Source organism: Pseudomonas sp. Arb-4-2C, assembly GCF_055755015.1.
On the sequence record NZ_CM146899.1, the window covers coordinates 1187280 to 1205466 of the forward strand.

The window sequence follows — 18187 nt, forward strand, 5'->3', positions numbered from 1 at the left end:
GTGTATTACCGATGGAGACAAATCGAGCAACAAAAAAGCCACTGATTACGCCCGTTTGTATAAAGAAACTCGGCCTGAGCGCTCGAAACCGGTAACCTATGCAGCTGTTTTTTTGCATATCTTCGAGGTAGCACCCGTGTTTTCCCAATTCGCCCTGCACGAACGCCTGCTCAAAGCCGTGGCCGAGCTGAAATTTGTCGAGCCAACGCCGGTGCAAGCAGCGGCCATTCCGCTGGCGCTCCAGGGGCGTGACCTGCGGGTGACGGCGCAAACCGGTAGCGGCAAGACCGCCGCTTTTGTCCTGCCGATCCTCAACCGCCTGATCGGCCCGGCCAAGATCCGCGTCAGCATCAAGACGCTGATCCTGTTGCCGACCCGTGAACTGGCTCAGCAGACCCTGAAGGAAGTCGAACGCTTCTCGCAGTTCACCTTCATCAAGTCCGGCCTGATCACCGGTGGTGAAGACTTCAAGGTCCAGGCCGCCATGCTGCGCAAGGTGCCGGATATCCTGATCGGCACCCCGGGCCGGATGATCGAGCAACTCAACGCCGGCAACCTCGACCTCAAAGAAGTCGAAGTGCTGGTACTCGACGAAGCCGACCGCATGCTCGACATGGGTTTCGCCGAAGACGTACAGCGTCTGGTCGACGAATGCCCGAACCGGCAGCAGACCATGCTGTTCTCCGCGACCACCGGCGGTTCCGGCCTGCGCGACATGATCGCCAAGGTGCTGAACAACCCTGAGCACTTGCAGCTCAATGCGGTCAGCCAACTGAACTCGACCACCCGTCAGCAGATCATCACCGCTGATCACAATCAGCACAAAGAGCAGATTGTGAACTGGCTGCTGGCCAACGAGACCTACCAGAAGGCCATCGTCTTCACCAACACCCGCGCCATGGCCGACCGCATCTACGGCCGCCTCGTGGCTCAGGAATACAAGGCGTTCGTGCTGCACGGCGAGAAAGACCAGAAGGATCGCAAACTGGCGATCGACCGTCTGAAGCAGGGCGGCGTGAAGATTCTGGTGGCTACCGATGTGGCGGCCCGTGGCCTGGACGTTGATGGCCTGGACCTGGTGATCAACTTCGACATGCCACGCAGCGGCGACGAATACGTGCACCGTATCGGTCGTACCGGCCGTGCCGGCAACGACGGTCTGGCGATCTCGCTGATCTGCCACGGCGACTGGAACCTGATGTCGAGCATCGAGCGCTACCTGAAGCAGAGCTTCGAGCGCCGCACCATCAAGGAAGTCAAAGGCACCTACGGCGGGCCGAAAAAGGTCAAGGCCTCGGGTAAGGCTGTCGGCGTGAAGAAGAAAAAGACCGACGCCAAGGGCGACAAGAAGAAAACCGCCGCCAAGACCCCGACCAAGCGCAAGAGCGCCAACCGTCCGAAGCCGGATTCACTGGTGAGCAGCGACGGCATGGCACCGCTCAAGCGTCGCAAGCCGGCAGAGCCTGCGGCTGAGTAAGTCGCCTTCAGCGGCCAATAAAAAACCCGGACAGTGTCCGGGTTTTTTTATACGCAGCGTTTGTCAGCTGCCCAGTTGCCCACTGGTATCGGCGTCAAAGCGTTGTTTGGCGCGATCAGCCGCCGGTTTGAGCAGTGCCAACAGCGCCGCTTCGCTGTACAACCGCGAGTCGCCCAGCGCCTTGGGTGTAGGCTCGATCGGAATCAGCACATCCTCGCCGTCCGCATGCAGCCAGATCGCCACGACGTGCAGGGCCGAAACAAACAGCACGCGCAATTCGACGGTTTTGCCTTGCAGTTGCGGCGCCTGTTCTGCCAGTTTCAATGCGCCCACGGTGTCGGTGGCCCGGCTGCCATGGTTCAGCGAAGAGAACTCGACGTGGCCGCGAACCTCCGCCAGTTGCGCATCGGCAATGGTCACGCCGTCGGCAAACACCAGGTAGTGCCAGTCACCGGTACGCGCATCCCGCAGGCCTTTGCCCTGGCTCAGGTCGTCCAGCGTCAGCGAATAACCACGATAGGCTTCGCTCAGGCTGATCTTCGCTGGTGTGGCGTTGGCGAATTGGCGATTGATGCCCAAGCCTTGGGTTTGCAGTGCGGCTTGCAGCGCCGGACGCAGGGTCTGAACGCCGTTGGAAGGCGCCTTTGGATAAGTCAGTTGCATGATGTCGCCCTCCTAGTTTTTTGCGGTGAAGTAAGTGTGGGTCCAGTTGCCGCCGCCGTTGTATGAACCGGGGAACGCGTTCAGTGCACGGGTCGAGTAACCGTAGATCGAGTCGGCGACCAGCACGTAGTTGCCGTTGGTGCCATAAATCGTCAGGAAGTGCGCACCGCCGCCGTACCAGGCACAGCGCAGGCCGACCGGGCGGCCCATGTTGATCTGGTTCTGGATGGCCGACATCTGCAGCGAACCCTGATTCATGCCGTTGTAGCTACGGGTGGTTTGCAGGGCCGAATCCAGATAGCCGTAGACGTTGCACGGTCCCGGCTGATTGCAGCAATTGCGGTCCAGTTGGGTACTGGCGACACCGCACTGGGTCCAGGACCCGGTGCCGTAGTAGTTGCCGACCGAGGCGGAAACGGCTGCCCAGCACCAGTTGGTCTGAGTCTGTTTCTGCATCGTGAAGTTGAGGCTGGCGGCGGCCAGTGCAGATGTATGCGCTGCGGTTTCAACTTCGACCAGTTGCGGGTCGAGCAGGTGGCCGACGAGGCACCTTGGCAGGCTCTCGCCGGTGAACGATGTTGCTTGAGTGGTTAACATTTTTCAGTCCTCCATGAATGAAAACAAGCATCCAGCTTGTGTGGGGTGTTGCGGTATTGCCGAGCGATCGGTGGCTAACGGTTGCCATGTTCGATGGCTGGTGCCGATCTCCTTGCTCGAACTAACCGTAGTCACGTATATGCATTTGTGCAAATAAATAAATGCACAAATGCATTTTCAAGGGTAAAAAAACGCAGCCGGACGGGTGTTGCCGCAGGCTGCGATTTGTTGATTAGCTATGATCAACCCTCGGTTTTCTTCTCGGCCGAGTCGAGTTCTTTCAAGCGCTGATCAATCAGCTGACACTTGTCCGGCAGATCGGCGCTGGCGGTACCAAGGTCCATCTTCTGCAGCTCGGCGTTGATTTCCTTGGCCTTCGCCGGATTCTGTTCGGTGAGCCTGGAGACTTCCTTGGCCAGTTGTTCACGTTTGGCGGTGGCTTCCTCGGGCGTGCAGGCCCACACGGGCAGGGAGCAGGCGAAGGTGGCGGCGAGGGTCAGCTTGAGCAGGGTTTTCATGGGGGCAGGCCTCCGTTCCGGATAAGGCGGGTTAACCGGTGGAGGCCTTGGGGCGCTGAAAAGTTCAGTCAGGCTCGCCGGTACAGGTTGCTATTCGCCGCCGTGGCAGCAACCGGACTTGCTGGCACGCTCATACTGATCATGATGGCGCACCCACTCCATGATCTCGTCTTCATTGCGGCCCTTGGGCGTCAGGTCCAGGTAGTTGTAGGCACCGACCAGCATGTCCAGCCCACGGGCGTAGGTTGAATAGGTGTGAAAAATCTCTCCGGCCTGATTGCGATAAAACACGCTCAGCCCCGGCATTTCTTCTTCGGCACTGTCAGTTTTTTCGTAGTTGTACGTCGCCTTTCCGGCCTTGGCGTCGCCCTCCCGGGCGCACACGCCAAAGTCGTAGTTGAAATCGGAACCGTCTGACGACACCCAGTCGAATTTCCAGCCCATGCGCCGTTTAAAGGCCTGAAACTGTCCGAATGGCGCGTGGGAGACGGCCACCACGGCAATGTCGTGATGGGCCAGATGCTGGTTGGCGCCGTCGATGTGATCGGACAGGAACGAGCAGCCCTGACAGCCTTCCTCCCAGTCCTTGGCGAACATGAAGTGGTAAACGATCAGTTGGCTGTGTTTGCCGAACAGGTCGGCCAGCTTCAGTTCGCCGTTGGGGCCGTGAAAGCGGTAGTCCTCGTCGACTTTCACCCACGGCAGGGCGCGACGCCGGGCGCTGAGGCGGTCGCGCTCCCGGGTGAAGGCTTTCTCGTCAGCCAGATGTTGTTTTCGTGCAGCAAGCCATTCTTCACCCGACACCACCGGATGATTCTCAACGTTCATGATGATTTCTCCTGCGGAAGTTCAAACCGTGTTTGTCAGACTAGTCGTTTAACCCATGGGCAAATCGACAGACCGCCGGTCGGTCGAGGCGTGAAATGCAGCTGAACGGCTGCGACAGGCTCCGGTCACAACCTATGAACGCGCCATTAATCACGCGCACCGGAGGTTGAATCAGGATGACGACTTATAACTGGGATTTGATTGAACGCTTGCTGCACGAAGTGCAGAACAGCGCCGGCCACAGCTTCGCCCCTCGGGCGTACGCCGAGGACTATGCGGCGCAAAAAGCCAGCGCGGGCGAGCCGATCGAGAATCTGGATCACCTGAAAACGCTGGCCTGTGAATATGAACGGTTGCTGCTTTTGCGCGGGTATATCGAACCTCGTCCAGATGATCAGGGCAGCACGGGCAACAATTTCGTGCTGACGGCGCGTGGCGCTAGCCTGTTGAGCCTGATCGATAGCAGCATTCCCGGCAATGACCACCCGCGGCAGGTGCTGGATGATCAGCAGGACGCGCTGGATGAAGCGACGTTTGATGAAGTGGCGTCCAAAGCGCAGATTGCCTGACAGGCCTCCAGTGGGAGCGGGCTTGCTCGAGAATGCGGTGCATCAGACACATTAATGGTGAATGACCCAGCGCCTTCGCGAGCAAGCCCGCTGCCACATTGGACTGGCATCTTGTTTAAGGTTTTTGCGCAGCCTTGAGGCACTTCAGATCATTGAAGTCCTTGCGTACCCCCTCGATCTTCTTCAACAACCGCTGCCGTTGCTGCGGCGTGCTCTGCGCCATCAGATCAACCGCCAGCGCACGCGCCTGGGCTTCGGTGTTGGCGTAGGCCTTTTGATAGTCCGGTGTCCATAAACGCTCGCGATTGACCAGAAGCGTCTCGATCCGTTGTGGGAATTCGGGACTTTTACGCTGGGCAACGGCCGCGCTGAATTGCTGCTGCCAGTGCGCGCGGTTGGCGATCCACTGGGTGTTCTGATCGCCCAGCGCGGTTGACCAGGCCATCACCCGTTGCTCCTGGGTGACGCTCAATGGGCCGAGCCAATCGGTCAGGCGCTTGTCCATGCGTGCGCCGCGTTCGGCGATCTGCTGGGCCAGTGGCGGTTTGACGTATTCCTGTTGACGCTTGCGCAGATCCTTGGCAAAGGCGTCGTTCATTTCAGCGACCTGTTTGTCGTCCAGCCCTTGCAGCAATTCGATGGCCGATGGCGTGATCTGGCGCGCGGTGTCAGCGATGGCCTTTTTGGCCTCCACGGTGCGTGCTTGCAGTGCGGCGTCGGTCACCTGATTGGTTTCAACCATGCCCTGCAAGCGATCCAGCCAGTCGAGGTAACCCGGCAACTGTGTGGTGCAGTGCCAGTTCAGGTGTTCCTTGAGACGTTCGTTGAACCAGTCCTTTTGCTCGCCGTTCATGTCCAGGTAGTCGCCGAGCGTCCACGGGATAATCACGTCGAGATTGCGATAGGCCAGGCCAACGCGGCTGCAGGCGCCGAGGGCGAGGGTGAAGATCAGCAGGGTGGCGAGGTGTTTGAACCAGCGAGACATGAGCGGATCCTTGCGAAAGCCTGGCGTCTGATTCTTATGTGAACGCAGGATGCTCCCGGCAGTTCAGCCGATCAATAGAACGCGCGTGCGGCCTTGAGTGTGACCAGCCCGTCGCACTCGCTGTTGTGTCCGGAGTAGGCCGAGCAATCGCTGCCGCTGAGGCTGGAGTTGCTGTAGATCAGGTCGAGGTCGATGCCCATGAATGGCCGGGAAAGTTTCACCGACCAATCGGTAAAACTGCTGACGTAGCCACCGTCCACCGAGACCGGCGAGTTCAGCTGATGGGTGGTGTATTTCATGCTGATTCCGATGCCGAACGGCTGGTTGCCGCCAAGGTCGGCGAACAGCGTGTTGTTCTGTTTATCCGGATCATTGCTGAACGCTACGCCAAAGCGACTGCCGAGCAGGGTCAGACCGCCGAACAGCTCCTGGCTGTCGAGGGTGTCTACCTTGGGATAGCTGTAGTGGATCATCCCGACTTCGTAGCCGAGGGTCTGATCGAAAGGTTGTTTAAAGCCGACGTAGGAATCGATCTCGAGGTTCTTGCCGGGAGTGATGCCCATGCTGGGCGCGTATTGGCCGACATACAGGCCACTGTCGTGGCTGAGGTCGAGGCCGCCGTGGAAGGAGCCGACTGCGGACGGCTTGACCAGTCCCTGGGCCATGCTGCGGCTGGGGGTGGTGCCGAGTTTGAGGTCGAAGTCGCCGAGCTCGCGCTGGAAAATCTGCGCGTGCGCCGATGAGCAGGCCAGCAGGCCTACAAACAATAAACAGATGGATTTGAGCATGCGTCACTCCATGAACAGCGAGCGCAGGACGTCGGGCCTGCTGAAACGCTTGATCTAGACGCGTGAAAGGATACCGGCGAATCATCGGGGTCGATGGCCGTTCGTCGATTTTTGCGGATTAATTAAACAGAAAGGGTGTGGCGCGGGTGCCAGTCCAGACGCTTCGAAGCTCAAAGCGTCTCAGGACGGGTGTATTACCGGGTATTACTTCTTGCCCAGGCTGATCTGCTTGGACGGGCCGAACGTCTGGCCGCTGACGCCTTTGGCAATTTGCTGGATTTCGCCGCCGGACTTGAGGAACGCTGCGATCTGATCGTTGATCGATTCGCTGGTTTCAACGGCTGGAGCTGGCTTTGCTTTGCTGGTGGATGCTTTTACACGCATGGCGGCCATTAACCTGTAGAAAAGTAACTCGGCCAGGCATCGTACAGGAATCACTTGACAATTGCTTGATAAATATCCCCGGGAATAACCAAGTGCGTGGGTGGATTATTCTCGATTAATTATCCGAAATATCCCCCTAAGCTACTGTTTTAAATAAGAACATTTATTTGTCGTAACTGAAATTATCTCGAATGAAACGGCGCAGCAGGCCGTGCGTTGGCCAGACGAATGGCGAGCCGCCCGTGCCAACCCGAGGAAAATCAAGGCGTCCCGACGATTTTCTTGAACCGGGTGCTCAGTCAGCGAACGAAACGGGCAAAACCGGGTAGAATGCCGCCACGCAATGAGGGTTTTGGAAAATGGCTTTAGTCGGGCGTTACAACAGTTTGCAAGTGGTTAAACACACTAACTTCGGTTTATATCTGGACGGCGGTGCCGACGGCGAAATTCTTTTGCCCAACCGTTATATCCCTAAAGATATTCCCAGCGAAGATGAAGACTGGCTCAACGTTTTTATTTATCTGGACAGTGAAGACAAACTTCTCGCCACCACTGAAAAACCAAAAGTTCAGGTCGGTGAATTTGCCAGCCTGAAAGTAGTTGAAGTCAACAGCATTGGCGTGTTCCTCGATTGGGGCCTGCCGAAAGATCTGTTGCTTCCGTACTCCGAAGAAAAGCGCCAGATGACCGCGGGCGAATACTGTGTGGTGCACGTCTACCTCGACAAGCACACGCGCCGCATCACCGCCACTGCACGTCTGGATCGCTACCTCGACAAGACCCCGGCCAACTACAGTGCCGGGCAGGAAGTTGACCTGCTGGTTGCCGAAGCCACCGACATGGGCTTCAAGGCGATCATCAACAACAAGCACTGGGGCCTGATCCACAAGAATGAAATCTTCAAGTTCATGCGTTCCGGCATGAGTGAGAAGGGGTTCATCAAGGAAGTACGCGCCGATGGCAAGATCAGCCTCAGCCTGCAACCGGTTGGCCAGGAAGCGGCCAGCAGCCTGAGTTCGAAGATCCTCGCCAAACTGCGCGATAACAACGGCACGCTGGCGGTCAGTGACAAGAGCGATCCAGCCCTGATCAGCAGCCTGTTCGGGGTCAGCAAGGGCAACTTCAAGAAGGCCATTGGTTCGCTGTACAAGGACGGCAAGATCGTCATTCACGCCGATCGCATTGAACTAACCTGAGACCTGCGGAGCCCATGTTGTATGGGTTCACTTGAGGTCGGGCAGATGAAAAAAGCACTGATTGCCTACGGCGCCACCCTGGTGGCGTTTCTTCTGCTCGATGGCCTCTGGCTTGGCCTGTTGATGGCGCCGACCTACCGCGAACTGCTCGGTTCGCTGATGCTCGAAAAACCGCTGCTGTTACCGGCAGCGGTTTTTTATTGCCTGTACGTTTTTGGTTGCGTGCAATTTGTGGTGTTGCCGGCGCTGAGCTGGCAACGCGCGGCGCGCATGGGGGCGTTGTTGGGACTGGTGGCGTACGGCACGTATGACCTGACCAATTGGGCGACGTTGCGTGGCTGGTCGGTGCAGGTGAGTTTGATGGATTGGGCGTGGGGGACGTTTGCCACGGCTGTTGCCTGCTCGGTCGGTTTTCTAGCAGCGAAGCGATTTATGTAGTCAGCCCCGTAATTTTTGTTGTTTTGACCGACGCCTTCGCGAGCAAGCCCGCTCCCACAGGTGGCGTGCTGTCTACTGTGGGAGCGGGCTTGCTCGCGAATGGCGGCACAGCCGACAGCCATTCACCGCTGACGCAACAGACAAACTAAATGTCTTTTCCAGACGGCTTTTTCTGCCCGGCTGATTGATAATCCCTGACACCGATTTTTGACCATTGGATGGCTGCCATGTTGTGTGTGTTCGAGGTATTGCGGTGAGTGTCGAGCGGCGCAATGCCGACGGTTTTGCCTTGCAGGTAATGATCGGCCTGTGCCTGATCTGGGGCGTGCAGCAAGTGATGATCAAGTGGGCCGCGCCGGACATCGCGCCAGTGATGCAGGCGGCCGGTCGCTCGGGGATTTCCGCGTTACTGGTCGGCCTGTTGCTGTGCTGGAAGGGCGGCTGGGATCAGGTGGGCAACACCTGGCGCGGAGGTTTACTGGCCGGCGCACTGTTTGGCCTGGAGTTCTTCTTCATCGCCGAAGGCCTGCAACTGACCACGGCCGCGCACATGTCGGTGTTCCTCTACACCGCGCCGATATTCACTGCACTCGGCGTGCACTTTCTGCTGGCCAGCGAACGCCTGCGGCCGCTGCAGTGGATGGGGATTCTGCTGGCATTCATTGGTATCGCCATTGCCTTCGCCGGCGGTGTGTCGTGGGACAACCTCGACCGGCGCATGCTGCTGGGTGATGCGTTCGGGGTATTGGCCGGCGCCTGCTGGGGCGCGACCACCGTGGTGGTGCGCGCTTCGCGGCTGTCGGAAGCACCGGTGACGTTGACCCTGTTCTATCAGTTGATCGTCGGCTTCGTCGGCCTGTTGTTGATTGCGTTGTTCAGCGGCCAGATCACTCACGTCAGCCTGACCACCGTGGCGGTTGCCAGCGTGTTGTTCCAGGGCCTGGTGGTGTCGTTTTTCAGTTACCTGACCTGGTTCTGGTTGCTGCGGCGTTATCTGGCGGCCAATCTGGCGGTGTTTTCGTTCATGACGCCGTTGTTTGGCGTCACCTTCGGTGTGGTATTGCTCGGTGAACAACTGAGCGCGAACTTCGTCATCGGCGCGGTGCTGGTGTTGCTCGGCATCACTTTTGTCAGTGCTGAGCAGTGGGTGCGTCGGCGTTTGCGCAAAGCGCTCGGTCAGCAGTAGATGCTTGCAGGGCCAACCCGCCGGCAATCAGCAAACCGCTGCCGGCGATTACCAGTGCCGGTTGCAGGCCACCGCTGAAATGGCTGCTCAGCGCCGCCAGCAACGGACCGCTGAGCTGGCCGACGGCGAAGCACGCGGTCAGCAGGCCGGCGTTGCGTTGGGTGGCGTGCGGCGCCAGTTCCCGCGAACGTTGCATCACCAGTTGCATGCAGGCCAGGAACGGCATGCCGCACAACATCACGCCCAGCGCCAGGCCATAACCGCTGCCCAATAGACAGGCAAAGACCCCAAGCGCCTGTAGCCACAAGGTTGCCGTCAGCCAGTGGCGCGTGGTGTTCGGATCGTGGCGACGCAGGCTCACCAGCAGCACACCAACCGCGGCGCCGAGGCCGAAGCACGGCCAGAACAGGTCGGCCTGCCATTGTCCGTGAAACTGCGCATTGGCCATTTGCGAGAGAAACGTGGCCGGAATGATGTAACCCACACCGTAGAGTGCATACACCGCTGCCAGTCGCGGGATGCCGCGATTCGAGTGACTGACATTGAGCGTGGTGGCCGGCGTGTGAATGCCCGGTTGTGGCAGGATCCGTACGATCCCCAGCAACATCAGCAGCGCCACGGCGGCGTAAATCAGCCACAGCGTGGCCGACGTCTGATTCAGCAGGTGTGAGACCAGCGCCAGCAACCCTGTCAGAAAAATTCCCAGCCCAGGCCCGGCAAATACCAGCGCGCCCAGCCGTGGCCGACCCGCCGCAGCCGCCAGTGGCTGGCTCAGTGCAGTAATCATCACCAGCACCCAGGCACTCGCCACCCCGGTGCCAAAGCGCAGCAACAGATGCGACCAGAAGCCGTTGGCCCAGAACGATGCGAGGGTCAGCAGCACACACAGCCACAAGCCACCGTGCAAACGGCGCTGCACTTGCTGCGGACGATGGGCGAACATTGCGTCCACCGCGCCGAGCAGGTAGCCGAGGTAGTTGGCCGCCGCGATCAGACCGGCGGCGGTCAGGTCGACCTGGCCTTCGCTGAGCAGGTGCGGCATTTGCGGGGTGAGGGCGAAGCGCCCGATGCCCATGGCCATCATCAGGGCGACGAAACAGGCGGATAAGCGAATCAGTGGCGACATGGTCTGGATTCCTTTGAAGGAGCAATGACCGTCAGGCTAGAACCGATTGACTTTCTTTAAAATTGAATAATAGTGAGTAACTTGTTCTGTTTTAGAGAAGGCTTGTGGAGTTCAGCCAATTGCGGATCTTTCAGGCGGTGGCCGAGGAAGGTTCGATCACCCGCGCCGCCGAGCGTCTGCACCGGGTGCCGTCCAACCTGTCGACCCGGCTCAAGCAGCTGGAAGAGCAATTGGGTGTCGAACTGTTCGTCCGCGAGCGTCAGCGTTTGCAGCTGTCGCCTGCGGGAAAAGTCCTGCTGGACTACACCGGCAAACTGTTCGCCCTGCGCGATCAGGCCAGTGCGGCGGTGATGGGCGGGCAACCGGTGGGGGATTTTGTCCTCGGCACGCTGTACAGCACGGCGGCGATCCATTTGCCGGCGTTGCTGGCGCGCTATCACAAGCAATACCCGGCGGTGAACCTGCAAGTGCAGTCGGGGCCTAGCGGTGAGTTGCTCGAAGGTCTGGTGTCCGGGCGCCTCGATGCGGCGTTGGTGGACGGCCCTCCACAGTTGGCGGGCATTGACGGCGTGCCGCTGTGCGACGAGCGTCTGGTGCTGATCAGCGAGGCCGATCACCCGCCGATCCGCAGCGCCAAGGAGGTCGAGGGCAGGGCGGTGTTCACCTTTCGTCATGGCTGCGCTTATCGCGCACGGCTGGAGGCGTGGTTTGTTCATTATCAGGCGGCGATGGGCCGGGCGATGGAGATCGAGTCCTATCAAGGCATGCTCGCCTGTGTGATTGCCGGCAGCGGCGTGGCGCTGATGTCGGAGTCGATGCTTGCCAGTTTGCCGGGGCGCGAGAGCGTTGCGGTGCACCCGTTGGCCGAGCCGTTCGCCAGTGCGACAACGTGGCTCATGTGGCGCAAGGGCATGGTCGGGGCCAACCTCAATGCCTGGATTGAACAACAGCAGGCGCTCTATCCCGTGGCATCGGATGAACCCCGGCAGGCGGGGTGAACCAACCGATCGGAATTCTGTTCAATTCAGTAACAGATCATTGCGGATTTGGCCGAGCATTGCGTAGGACTTCGGACTATTATCAGTGCGAAGCGGCCTCAGAATTCCGGTCGCTCAGCACTACCCTGAAGGGGGCATGACGATGAAAGAGAAAATTCAGAACTGGCTACACGATTTGGGTGTTGCCCTCGGCTTGATCGAACCGCCTCTGCAACCCGTACCAATCCGCACCGATGACGAACAGCGCCGGCGCCAGCCGCGTCGCCGTTAAGCCAAAAAGCACCGGGCTATTTGTGGCGAGGGCGCTTGCTCTCGCTGGGCTGCGAAGCGGCGCCAAAACCATTCGGCCCGGTTGTATATGATCAATCGCATGTTCTGTGTTTGCGGCTGTTGCGCAGCCGAGCGGGAGCAAGCTCCCTCGCCACAGGGTTTCATCTCATCCCGATAGATGTGTTTGGCACTGCCTCTCAGTGGCGCCCGATCTCAATCAGAAACCTGCTCAAGTCATTCGCCGTTTTCGCGGTCTTGAGCATGTGATCCTCTTCGGCGGTGAATGCCGTCAGTCCGAATTCATCTTCCAGGTGGAAGATCAGGTCTTCGATATCCGCCGTTTCCAGCCCTAATTGCACCAGACTGGTGTGGTCGTTGAATTCGCGGGTTTCCAGCAGGCGCCGGATGTAGCGGTGTACCGCGGCACGCACGGCGGCTCTTCTCATGGCAGATGTATTCGTCGTTGTTTTGACTGATTACAGCAGGCCTCAAGCGTGGCCGCGCAACCATTCGTCAATCATCGAGCGCAAATGCCCACCGGAAAAACTGCCGAAGTGCCCGCCATGCACCGTGCGGATCGGCAATGCCTGCAAGCGCCGCAGACTGGTGGCGTAATCTTGCAGATTGGAGTGGTAAGCGTCTTCGATCAGCGGCCCGTCGTAGATGATGTCGCCGCTGAACAAGGTTTCGCTGGCCGCCTCATACAGGCTGATCCCGCCCGGCGAATGTCCTGGCGTGTGCAGCACTTGCAGCGTGCGATTACCCAGATCGAGCACGTCGCCGTCCTCGACAAACCCGGTAGCCGGAGCGGCCTTGACCCGGTATTCGGCGTAGCACAACGGGCAGTCCGGATGTGCTTCGAACATGTCGTCACCGACGAAGGCCCGGCTCAAGTCGTTCTCGCCATCCGGCGCGGCAAGAATATCCGCCTCGGCGCGATGCACCAGGCGTTCGGCGAATTCGTGATGCCCGGCGATGTGGTCGAAGTGGCAATGACTGGCGACGGCCACCAGCGGCCGTTCGGTGAGCCACGGCAACTGTTCGCGCAGGCTGACCAGCCCCGAGCCGCTGTCGAGCAGCAGGTCTTTGTCGCGGCCCTGCACATGCCACAGGTTGCAGCGGTAGAACGGGCGGATGTACGGCTCGTGAATCAGCCGGATGCCGTCGCTCAGGTTTTGCACTTCAAACCATTGATCGCGCGAAACGATCTTCATAAGGCCTTTTCTCCAGACGAAAAAAACGGGTGTGGCAAGTGGGCGTGTCCTCCCTTATTTCCTGCACCGCGCCGGATCTGATGTCGTGCAGGGCAAGGCGCGAGGAGCGTAGTTTGGTTTTCCAAATAAGCTCCGAGCAACGCAGCCCTGCACGACATCAGCTCCGGCCCTCCGGGTTGTGCCTAAAAGCGAGCCAGGCTGCGTTGCAGTCCTTGGCAAGGAAACAACCCTTACCTACGGACTGCGCCTTGCCTGGCTCGCTTTTAGGCGCAACCCGGTGCAGGAAATAAGGGAGGACACGCCCGCGCCACACCCGTCGAAGAAAGCATCAAGTCGTTACATCAAAGCTTAGATCGCGCTCGCCATCGTCGCAGGACGGCGGGAGAAAAGGCTGACCACCACAAAACTGATCAGGCCCACAGCCAGGCTGTAGTAGATCGGGGTGTTGGCGTCCAGACCGTCCTTGAACATGAACAGCAGCGCGGTAGCAAAGCCCAGGCCCATGCTGGCGATGGCGCCGGCGGTGGTCGCACGTTTCCAGAAGATCGCACCGATCAGCGGGATCAGCATGCCGCCTACCAACAGGTTGTAAGCGAGGGTCAGGGCGCTGATCACGTCATTCACCACCAGGGCGATACCCAGCACGACGACTCCGGTGAGCAAAGTGAACAAGCGGTTGATGGCCAGGCTTGATTGCTTGCCGCCACGCAGTTTCGGCAGCAGGTCTTCAGTCAGGGTGGTGGCGGCGGCGAGCAGGCCGGCGCTGGCGGTGGACATCATGGCTGCCAGAGCAGCGGCGATCACCAGGCCACGGATGCCGTCCGGCAGCGACAGTTTGACGATGGCGGCGAAGGCGTTGTTGACGTTGTCCAGATCGGGGATCAGCACGTGCGCGGCCATACCGATCAGTGCGCAGGCCAGGCCATAGACGATGCAGTAGATGCCCGCGATGCTGCCGGCGTACTGGGCGACTTTGGCGGTCTTGACGGTGAACACCCGTTGCCAGATGTCCTGACCAATCAGGATGCCAAAGAAGTAGATCATGAAGTAGGTGATGATCGTGTCCCAGCCGATGGTGGTGAAGCTGAAGGCGGTCGCCGGCAGTTTCAGCACCAACTCGTCCCAGCCGCCAACGCGGTACAGGCAGATCGGCAACAGGATGAACATCAGGCCCACGGTCTTGATGATGAACTGGACGATGTCGGTCAGGGTCAGCGACCACATGCCGCCGATGGCCGAGTAGATCACCACCACACCACCGCCGAGCAATACCGAGACCCAGAATGGCAGACCGAACAGCACTTGCAGCACGGTGCCGATGGCGAGGATCGAGGTCACGCCGATCATCAGTGCGTAGGCCAGCATGATCGCCGCGCTCGCCGAGCGGGCCATCGGGTTGTAGCGTTTTTCCAGAACCTGGGTAACGGTGTAGATCTTCAGTTTCAGCAGCGGTTTGGCGAGGAACAGGTTCAGCGCCACGATGCCGCAACCCAGTGCCGCGCACAGCCAGAAGCCGGAGATGCCGTGGACGTAGCCCAGACGTACGGTGCCGACGGTGGACGCACCACCAAGCACGGTCGCGGCCATGGTGCCCATGTACAGGCTCGGCCCCAGATTACGTCCGGCGACCAGAAAGTCCTCGTTGGTCTTGGCCTTGCGCATGCCGAAGTAGCCGAGCAAGAGCATGCCGGCGGCGTAGATGAGGACGACGAATAAATCCAAAGCCATGATGGCGTGTCTCCGATTGTCTTTTTTATGTGAGGCTGAATTCGATTTGCCCTTGTGGGAGCGGGCTTGCTCGCGAAGGCGTCGGCACATTCAAACGTGATGTGACTGACAGATCGCTTTCGCGAGCAAGCCCGCTCCCACAGAAGGTGTGTGTTTCTTCAGGCCGCCTGGCGCAGTGCCGATTTGGCCGGTGCTGACGCGCCTTGGCTGCGCGCATCCTGCGGGCCGAACACTTCCCGCGGTTCCGGGAACAGGCTCAGCAACGTCAGGTACACCACCGACGCCAGGCCCAGCGTCACCGGCAAACTGATGTCGATACCGCCGGCCATTTCACCCAGCGGGCCAACGAACTGCCCCGGCAGATTGACGAAGCACAAGCCGACCGCTGCGCTCGGAATCCACGCACCCAGACCACGCCAGTTCCAGCCGTGGCTGAACCAGTAGCGTCCGCCCTGTTCGCCGCGAGTGAACACTTGCAGGTCATCCGGGCAATAGAAGCCGCGACGCACCAGCAGACCGATGATCATGATCACCATCCATGGCGTGGTGCAGGTGATGATCAGCACGGCGAAGGTCGACACGCTCTGCACCAGGTTGGCCGCGAAGCGTCCGATGAAGATGAAGGCAATCGACAGCACGCCGATCAGCAGCGTTGCCTTGACCCGCGACAGCACCCGCGGGAACACGCTGGACATGTCCAGCCCGGTGCCATACAGCGAGGTGGTGCCGGTGGACATGCCGCCGATCACCGCAATCAGGCACACCGGCAGGAAGAACCAGCTCGGCGACACCGCCAGCAGGCCGCCCACGTAGTTGTTGGCCGCAATGTAGTCCGGCGCCTTGATCGCGACGATGGTCGCGGTGGCCAGGCCGAACAGGAACGGGATGAACGTGGCGATCTGTGACAGCACCACCGCCGCCATGATCCGCTGCTTGGACGTGTCACGCGGAATGTAGCGTGACCAGTCGCCGAGGAACGCACCGAAGGAAATCGGGTTGCTCATCGCGACCAGCGCCGCGCCGATGAACGCTGCCCAGAAGCCTGGCTGACCGAGGTTCACGGTACCGGCGTAGTTGACGTCGAACGGGCCGGCGAAGGCGAAGATGCCCAGCAGGAATAACAGGCTGGCGCTCCACACCGCGATCTTGTTCACCCACAGCAGGAAACGGAAGCCGTAGATGCACACGGTCAGTACCAGAATCGCGAACAGACCGTAGGCCAGGCCCAGGGTCAGGTCGGTTTCCGGCAGACCGATCAGGCGTTTCGCACCACCGATCAGCGCATCCCCCGAACTCCACACCGAGAGCGAGAAAAACGCGATAGCGGTCAACAGCGACAGGAACGAACCGACGATCCGCCCGTGCACGCCGAAGTGTGCGCCAGACGACACGGCATTGTTGGTGCCGTTGATCGGGCCGAACAGGCCCATCGGTGCGAGGATCAGCGAGCCGAGCAGCACGCCCGACACAATCGCCCAGACGCCGGCCTGAAAAGACAGACCGAACAGCACCGGGAAACTGCCGAGCACGGCGGTGGCAAAGGTATTCGAACCACCGAAGATCATCCGGAACAGATCCGTCGGGCCCGCGGTGCGTTCGTTGTCCGGGATCTGCTCGACCCCGTGGGTTTCAATTTGCGTAAGGCTTTGGTCGTTGTTGTTGTTATTCATGATCTGCTCCGATCATAAAGGCGCGCTCATCGTGCGTGAGCGTCACCTGTCTTGGCTAAGGGGATGGCAGCCCTTCCGGCATTGCGGACAAATGTTCATGGCAGGCCAGCCAATGGCCTTGTTGTTCTAGGCTCGACGCTTGTTTCTTGAAAACAATCGTCTCGCGCTCCTGGCTGAAGTGTTGCTCCCCTTGCATGCGCAGCTCGGTGGCCACGTCATGGATAAACACCGCCACGTCACCCAGCAGGCTGACGAAGGCGTTGCTTGAGGTGCAGGAAAGCACCTCGAAGCCATCCTCGGCGCGCCAGCTGTCCCACAAGGCCTGATAGGCATCGCGCGACAGCAGGGGCTGTTCGAGGGTGTAGAACACGAAGCTCGCATCGGCGCTGAACGCGCCGAAGTAAGCCTCGCGATCGTTGCGGGCGAAAGCCGACACCAGATCGGCGGCCGCCTTCAGAACCTGATCACGTTCGTTCATGACCGAACCCTCAGCGGTGGACCACGCCAGGCAGTACGCAGAGCATTTCGTACAGCAGGTTGGCGGCCAGCAGCGAGGTGTTGCCGGTGGTGTCATAAGCGGGCGAGACTTCTACCAGATCGCAGCCGATCAGGTCGAGGCCCTGGCAGCCACGGACGATTTCAATCGCCTGAATGGTCGTCAGACCTCCGATTTCCGGGGTGCCGGTGCCCGGCGCCCAGGCCGGGTCGATGCCGTCGATGTCAAAGCTCAGGTACACCGGGCCGCCGCCGACTTTTTCGCGCACTTCGGCCATCAGCGGTGCCAGCGACTTGTGCCAGCACTCTTCGGCCTGCACCACGCGGAAGCCCTGATCGCGGCTCCAGTTGAAGTCGTCAGCGGTGTAACCCTGCGCGCGCAGACCAATCTGCACCACGCGGTCGCAGTCCAGAAGACCTTCTTCGACGGCACGACGGAAGGTCGTGCCGTGAGCGATCTTCTCGCCGAACATGTGATCGTTGACGTCAGCGTGCGCATCAATGTGCACCAGACCGACCTTGCCGTGCTTTTTATGGATGGCACGCAGGATCGGCAGGGTGATGGTGTGGTCGCCACCCAAGGTCATCGGGATCACGTTGTGCTCGAGGATGTTGTCGTAGGCTTCTTCGATGATGCGCACGGCGTCGAGCAGGTTGAAGGTGTTGATCGCCACGTCACCGATGTCGGCGACCGACAGCGAGTCGAACGGCGCGGCGCCGGTGGCCATGTTGTACGGGCGGATCATCACCGATTCGGTGCGGATGTCGCGCGGCCCGAAGCGGGTGCCTGGGCGCAGCGAAGTACCGATGTCCAGAGGCACGCCAACGAAGGCAGCGTCCAGGCCGGCAGCGGTCGGTACATGGGGGAGTCGGAGCATGGTGGCGATGCCGCCGAAGCGCGGCATTTCGTTGCCGCCCAGTGGTTGGTGAAGAATCTTGTCCACGGGTAGGGCCTCATCGTCTTTGTTTTATTTATGTCGGCGCACCGTTCAACACAGGTTCGGACGCCGCTGTGGGGCCGATTCTGCGAAATGTAGTGGAGGGGAAGAATCGCTAC

21 protein-coding genes are annotated in these 18187 nt (G+C 59.9%); 7 read left to right on the forward strand and 14 right to left on the reverse strand.

Going from position 1 to position 18187, the window contains the following annotated elements; all coding sequences use genetic code 11:
- The first annotated feature begins 136 nt into the window (after positions 1-136).
- Positions 137-1477, forward strand: a complete 1341-nt coding sequence (locus AC0J41_RS05395) for a DEAD/DEAH box helicase (RefSeq protein WP_025110603.1) — start codon at positions 137-139, stop codon at positions 1475-1477.
- Between the two features lie 63 nt (positions 1478-1540).
- Here AC0J41_RS05395 and AC0J41_RS05400 read toward each other — a convergent pair whose 3' ends face one another.
- The 4 genes from AC0J41_RS05400 to AC0J41_RS05415 form a co-directional block, all read right to left on the reverse strand.
- Positions 1541-2140: a hypothetical protein gene (locus tag AC0J41_RS05400; protein WP_473014781.1), complete on the reverse strand. Its 600-nt coding sequence runs from the start codon at positions 2138-2140 to the stop codon at positions 1541-1543.
- 12 nt (positions 2141-2152) lie between these two features.
- The gene (locus AC0J41_RS05405) at positions 2153-2737 is read right to left on the reverse strand and encodes a papain-like cysteine protease family protein (RefSeq protein WP_473014782.1); all 585 of its coding nucleotides are present in this window, start codon (positions 2735-2737) and stop codon (positions 2153-2155) included.
- A 242-nt stretch (positions 2738-2979) separates the two neighbouring features.
- Positions 2980-3255 (reverse strand): hypothetical protein, encoded by a 276-nt coding sequence (locus tag AC0J41_RS05410; RefSeq protein WP_473014783.1) that lies wholly within the window; start codon positions 3253-3255, stop codon positions 2980-2982.
- Between the two features lie 90 nt (positions 3256-3345).
- Positions 3346-4083 (reverse strand): DUF899 domain-containing protein, encoded by a 738-nt coding sequence (locus AC0J41_RS05415; protein ID WP_473014784.1) that lies wholly within the window; start codon positions 4081-4083, stop codon positions 3346-3348.
- A 176-nt stretch (positions 4084-4259) separates the two neighbouring features.
- Between AC0J41_RS05415 and AC0J41_RS05420 the strand changes: the two genes are divergently transcribed.
- Positions 4260-4652 (forward strand): hypothetical protein, encoded by a 393-nt coding sequence (locus tag AC0J41_RS05420; protein ID WP_025110598.1) that lies wholly within the window; start codon positions 4260-4262, stop codon positions 4650-4652.
- Between the two features lie 115 nt (positions 4653-4767).
- Here the strand turns inward: AC0J41_RS05420 and AC0J41_RS05425 are convergent, their stop codons facing one another.
- From AC0J41_RS05425 to AC0J41_RS05435, 3 genes are all read right to left on the reverse strand, one after another.
- Positions 4768-5637 carry a DUF6279 family lipoprotein gene (locus tag AC0J41_RS05425; protein ID WP_025110597.1) on the reverse strand — a complete coding sequence of 290 codons (870 nt, stop codon included), beginning with the start codon at positions 5635-5637 and terminating at the stop codon, positions 4768-4770.
- A 71-nt stretch (positions 5638-5708) separates the two neighbouring features.
- Positions 5709-6425, reverse strand: a complete 717-nt coding sequence (locus AC0J41_RS05430; protein WP_473014785.1) for a TorF family putative porin — start codon at positions 6423-6425, stop codon at positions 5709-5711.
- Between the two features lie 204 nt (positions 6426-6629).
- Positions 6630-6818 (reverse strand): hypothetical protein, encoded by a 189-nt coding sequence (locus AC0J41_RS05435; protein ID WP_016985943.1) that lies wholly within the window; start codon positions 6816-6818, stop codon positions 6630-6632.
- A gap of 350 nt (positions 6819-7168) precedes the next feature.
- Here AC0J41_RS05435 and AC0J41_RS05440 point away from each other — a divergent pair, with 350 nt between their 5' ends.
- The 3 genes from AC0J41_RS05440 (at position 7169) to AC0J41_RS05450 (ending at position 9629) form a co-directional block, all read left to right on the forward strand.
- Positions 7169-8005 carry a CvfB family protein gene (locus tag AC0J41_RS05440; protein ID WP_025110595.1) on the forward strand — a complete coding sequence of 279 codons (837 nt, stop codon included), beginning with the start codon at positions 7169-7171 and terminating at the stop codon, positions 8003-8005.
- A gap of 45 nt (positions 8006-8050) precedes the next feature.
- Positions 8051-8443 carry a DUF2177 family protein gene (locus tag AC0J41_RS05445; RefSeq protein ID WP_029977628.1) on the forward strand — a complete coding sequence of 131 codons (393 nt, stop codon included), beginning with the start codon at positions 8051-8053 and terminating at the stop codon, positions 8441-8443.
- A gap of 253 nt (positions 8444-8696) precedes the next feature.
- Entirely contained in the window at positions 8697-9629 is a 933-nt protein-coding gene (locus AC0J41_RS05450; RefSeq protein ID WP_025110594.1) for a DMT family transporter, read from the forward strand.
- On the opposite strand, the gene AC0J41_RS05455 is transcribed toward AC0J41_RS05450, so the two are convergent.
- Positions 9574-10755: an MFS transporter gene (locus tag AC0J41_RS05455; RefSeq protein WP_473014786.1), complete on the reverse strand. Its 1182-nt coding sequence runs from the start codon at positions 10753-10755 to the stop codon at positions 9574-9576. The genes AC0J41_RS05450 and AC0J41_RS05455 overlap by 56 nt on opposite strands.
- Positions 10756-10859: 104 nt before the next feature.
- On the opposite strand from AC0J41_RS05455, the gene ptrR reads away from it, so the two are divergent.
- A complete protein-coding gene (gene ptrR, locus AC0J41_RS05460) occupies positions 10860-11753 on the forward strand; it encodes a putrescine utilization regulator PtrR (RefSeq protein WP_473014787.1) in 894 nt (297 codons plus the stop codon).
- Between the two features lie 142 nt (positions 11754-11895).
- Positions 11896-12024 carry a PA1414 family protein gene (locus tag AC0J41_RS05465; protein WP_003184145.1) on the forward strand — a complete coding sequence of 43 codons (129 nt, stop codon included), beginning with the start codon at positions 11896-11898 and terminating at the stop codon, positions 12022-12024.
- A 196-nt stretch (positions 12025-12220) separates the two neighbouring features.
- On the opposite strand, the gene AC0J41_RS05470 is transcribed toward AC0J41_RS05465, so the two are convergent.
- The 6 genes from AC0J41_RS05470 to speB all read right to left on the reverse strand — a co-directional run bounded on the left by AC0J41_RS05470 (position 12221) and on the right by speB (position 18074).
- Positions 12221-12469 (reverse strand): hypothetical protein, encoded by a 249-nt coding sequence (locus AC0J41_RS05470; RefSeq protein ID WP_025110592.1) that lies wholly within the window; start codon positions 12467-12469, stop codon positions 12221-12223.
- Between the two features lie 42 nt (positions 12470-12511).
- Entirely contained in the window at positions 12512-13237 is a 726-nt protein-coding gene (locus AC0J41_RS05475) for an MBL fold metallo-hydrolase (RefSeq protein WP_025110591.1), read from the reverse strand.
- Positions 13238-13585: 348 nt separating this feature from the next.
- Positions 13586-14965 (reverse strand): sodium:solute symporter family protein, encoded by a 1380-nt coding sequence (locus AC0J41_RS05480; protein WP_473014788.1) that lies wholly within the window; start codon positions 14963-14965, stop codon positions 13586-13588.
- 158 nt (positions 14966-15123) lie between these two features.
- The gene (locus AC0J41_RS05485; RefSeq protein WP_025110589.1) at positions 15124-16635 is read right to left on the reverse strand and encodes a purine-cytosine permease family protein; all 1512 of its coding nucleotides are present in this window, start codon (positions 16633-16635) and stop codon (positions 15124-15126) included.
- A 55-nt stretch (positions 16636-16690) separates the two neighbouring features.
- Positions 16691-17113, reverse strand: a complete 423-nt coding sequence (locus AC0J41_RS05490) for a YybH family protein (RefSeq protein WP_473014789.1) — start codon at positions 17111-17113, stop codon at positions 16691-16693.
- Positions 17114-17123: 10 nt separating this feature from the next.
- Positions 17124-18074 carry an agmatinase gene (speB, locus tag AC0J41_RS05495; RefSeq protein ID WP_003222717.1) on the reverse strand — a complete coding sequence of 317 codons (951 nt, stop codon included), beginning with the start codon at positions 18072-18074 and terminating at the stop codon, positions 17124-17126.
- Positions 18075-18187 lie beyond the last annotated feature (113 nt).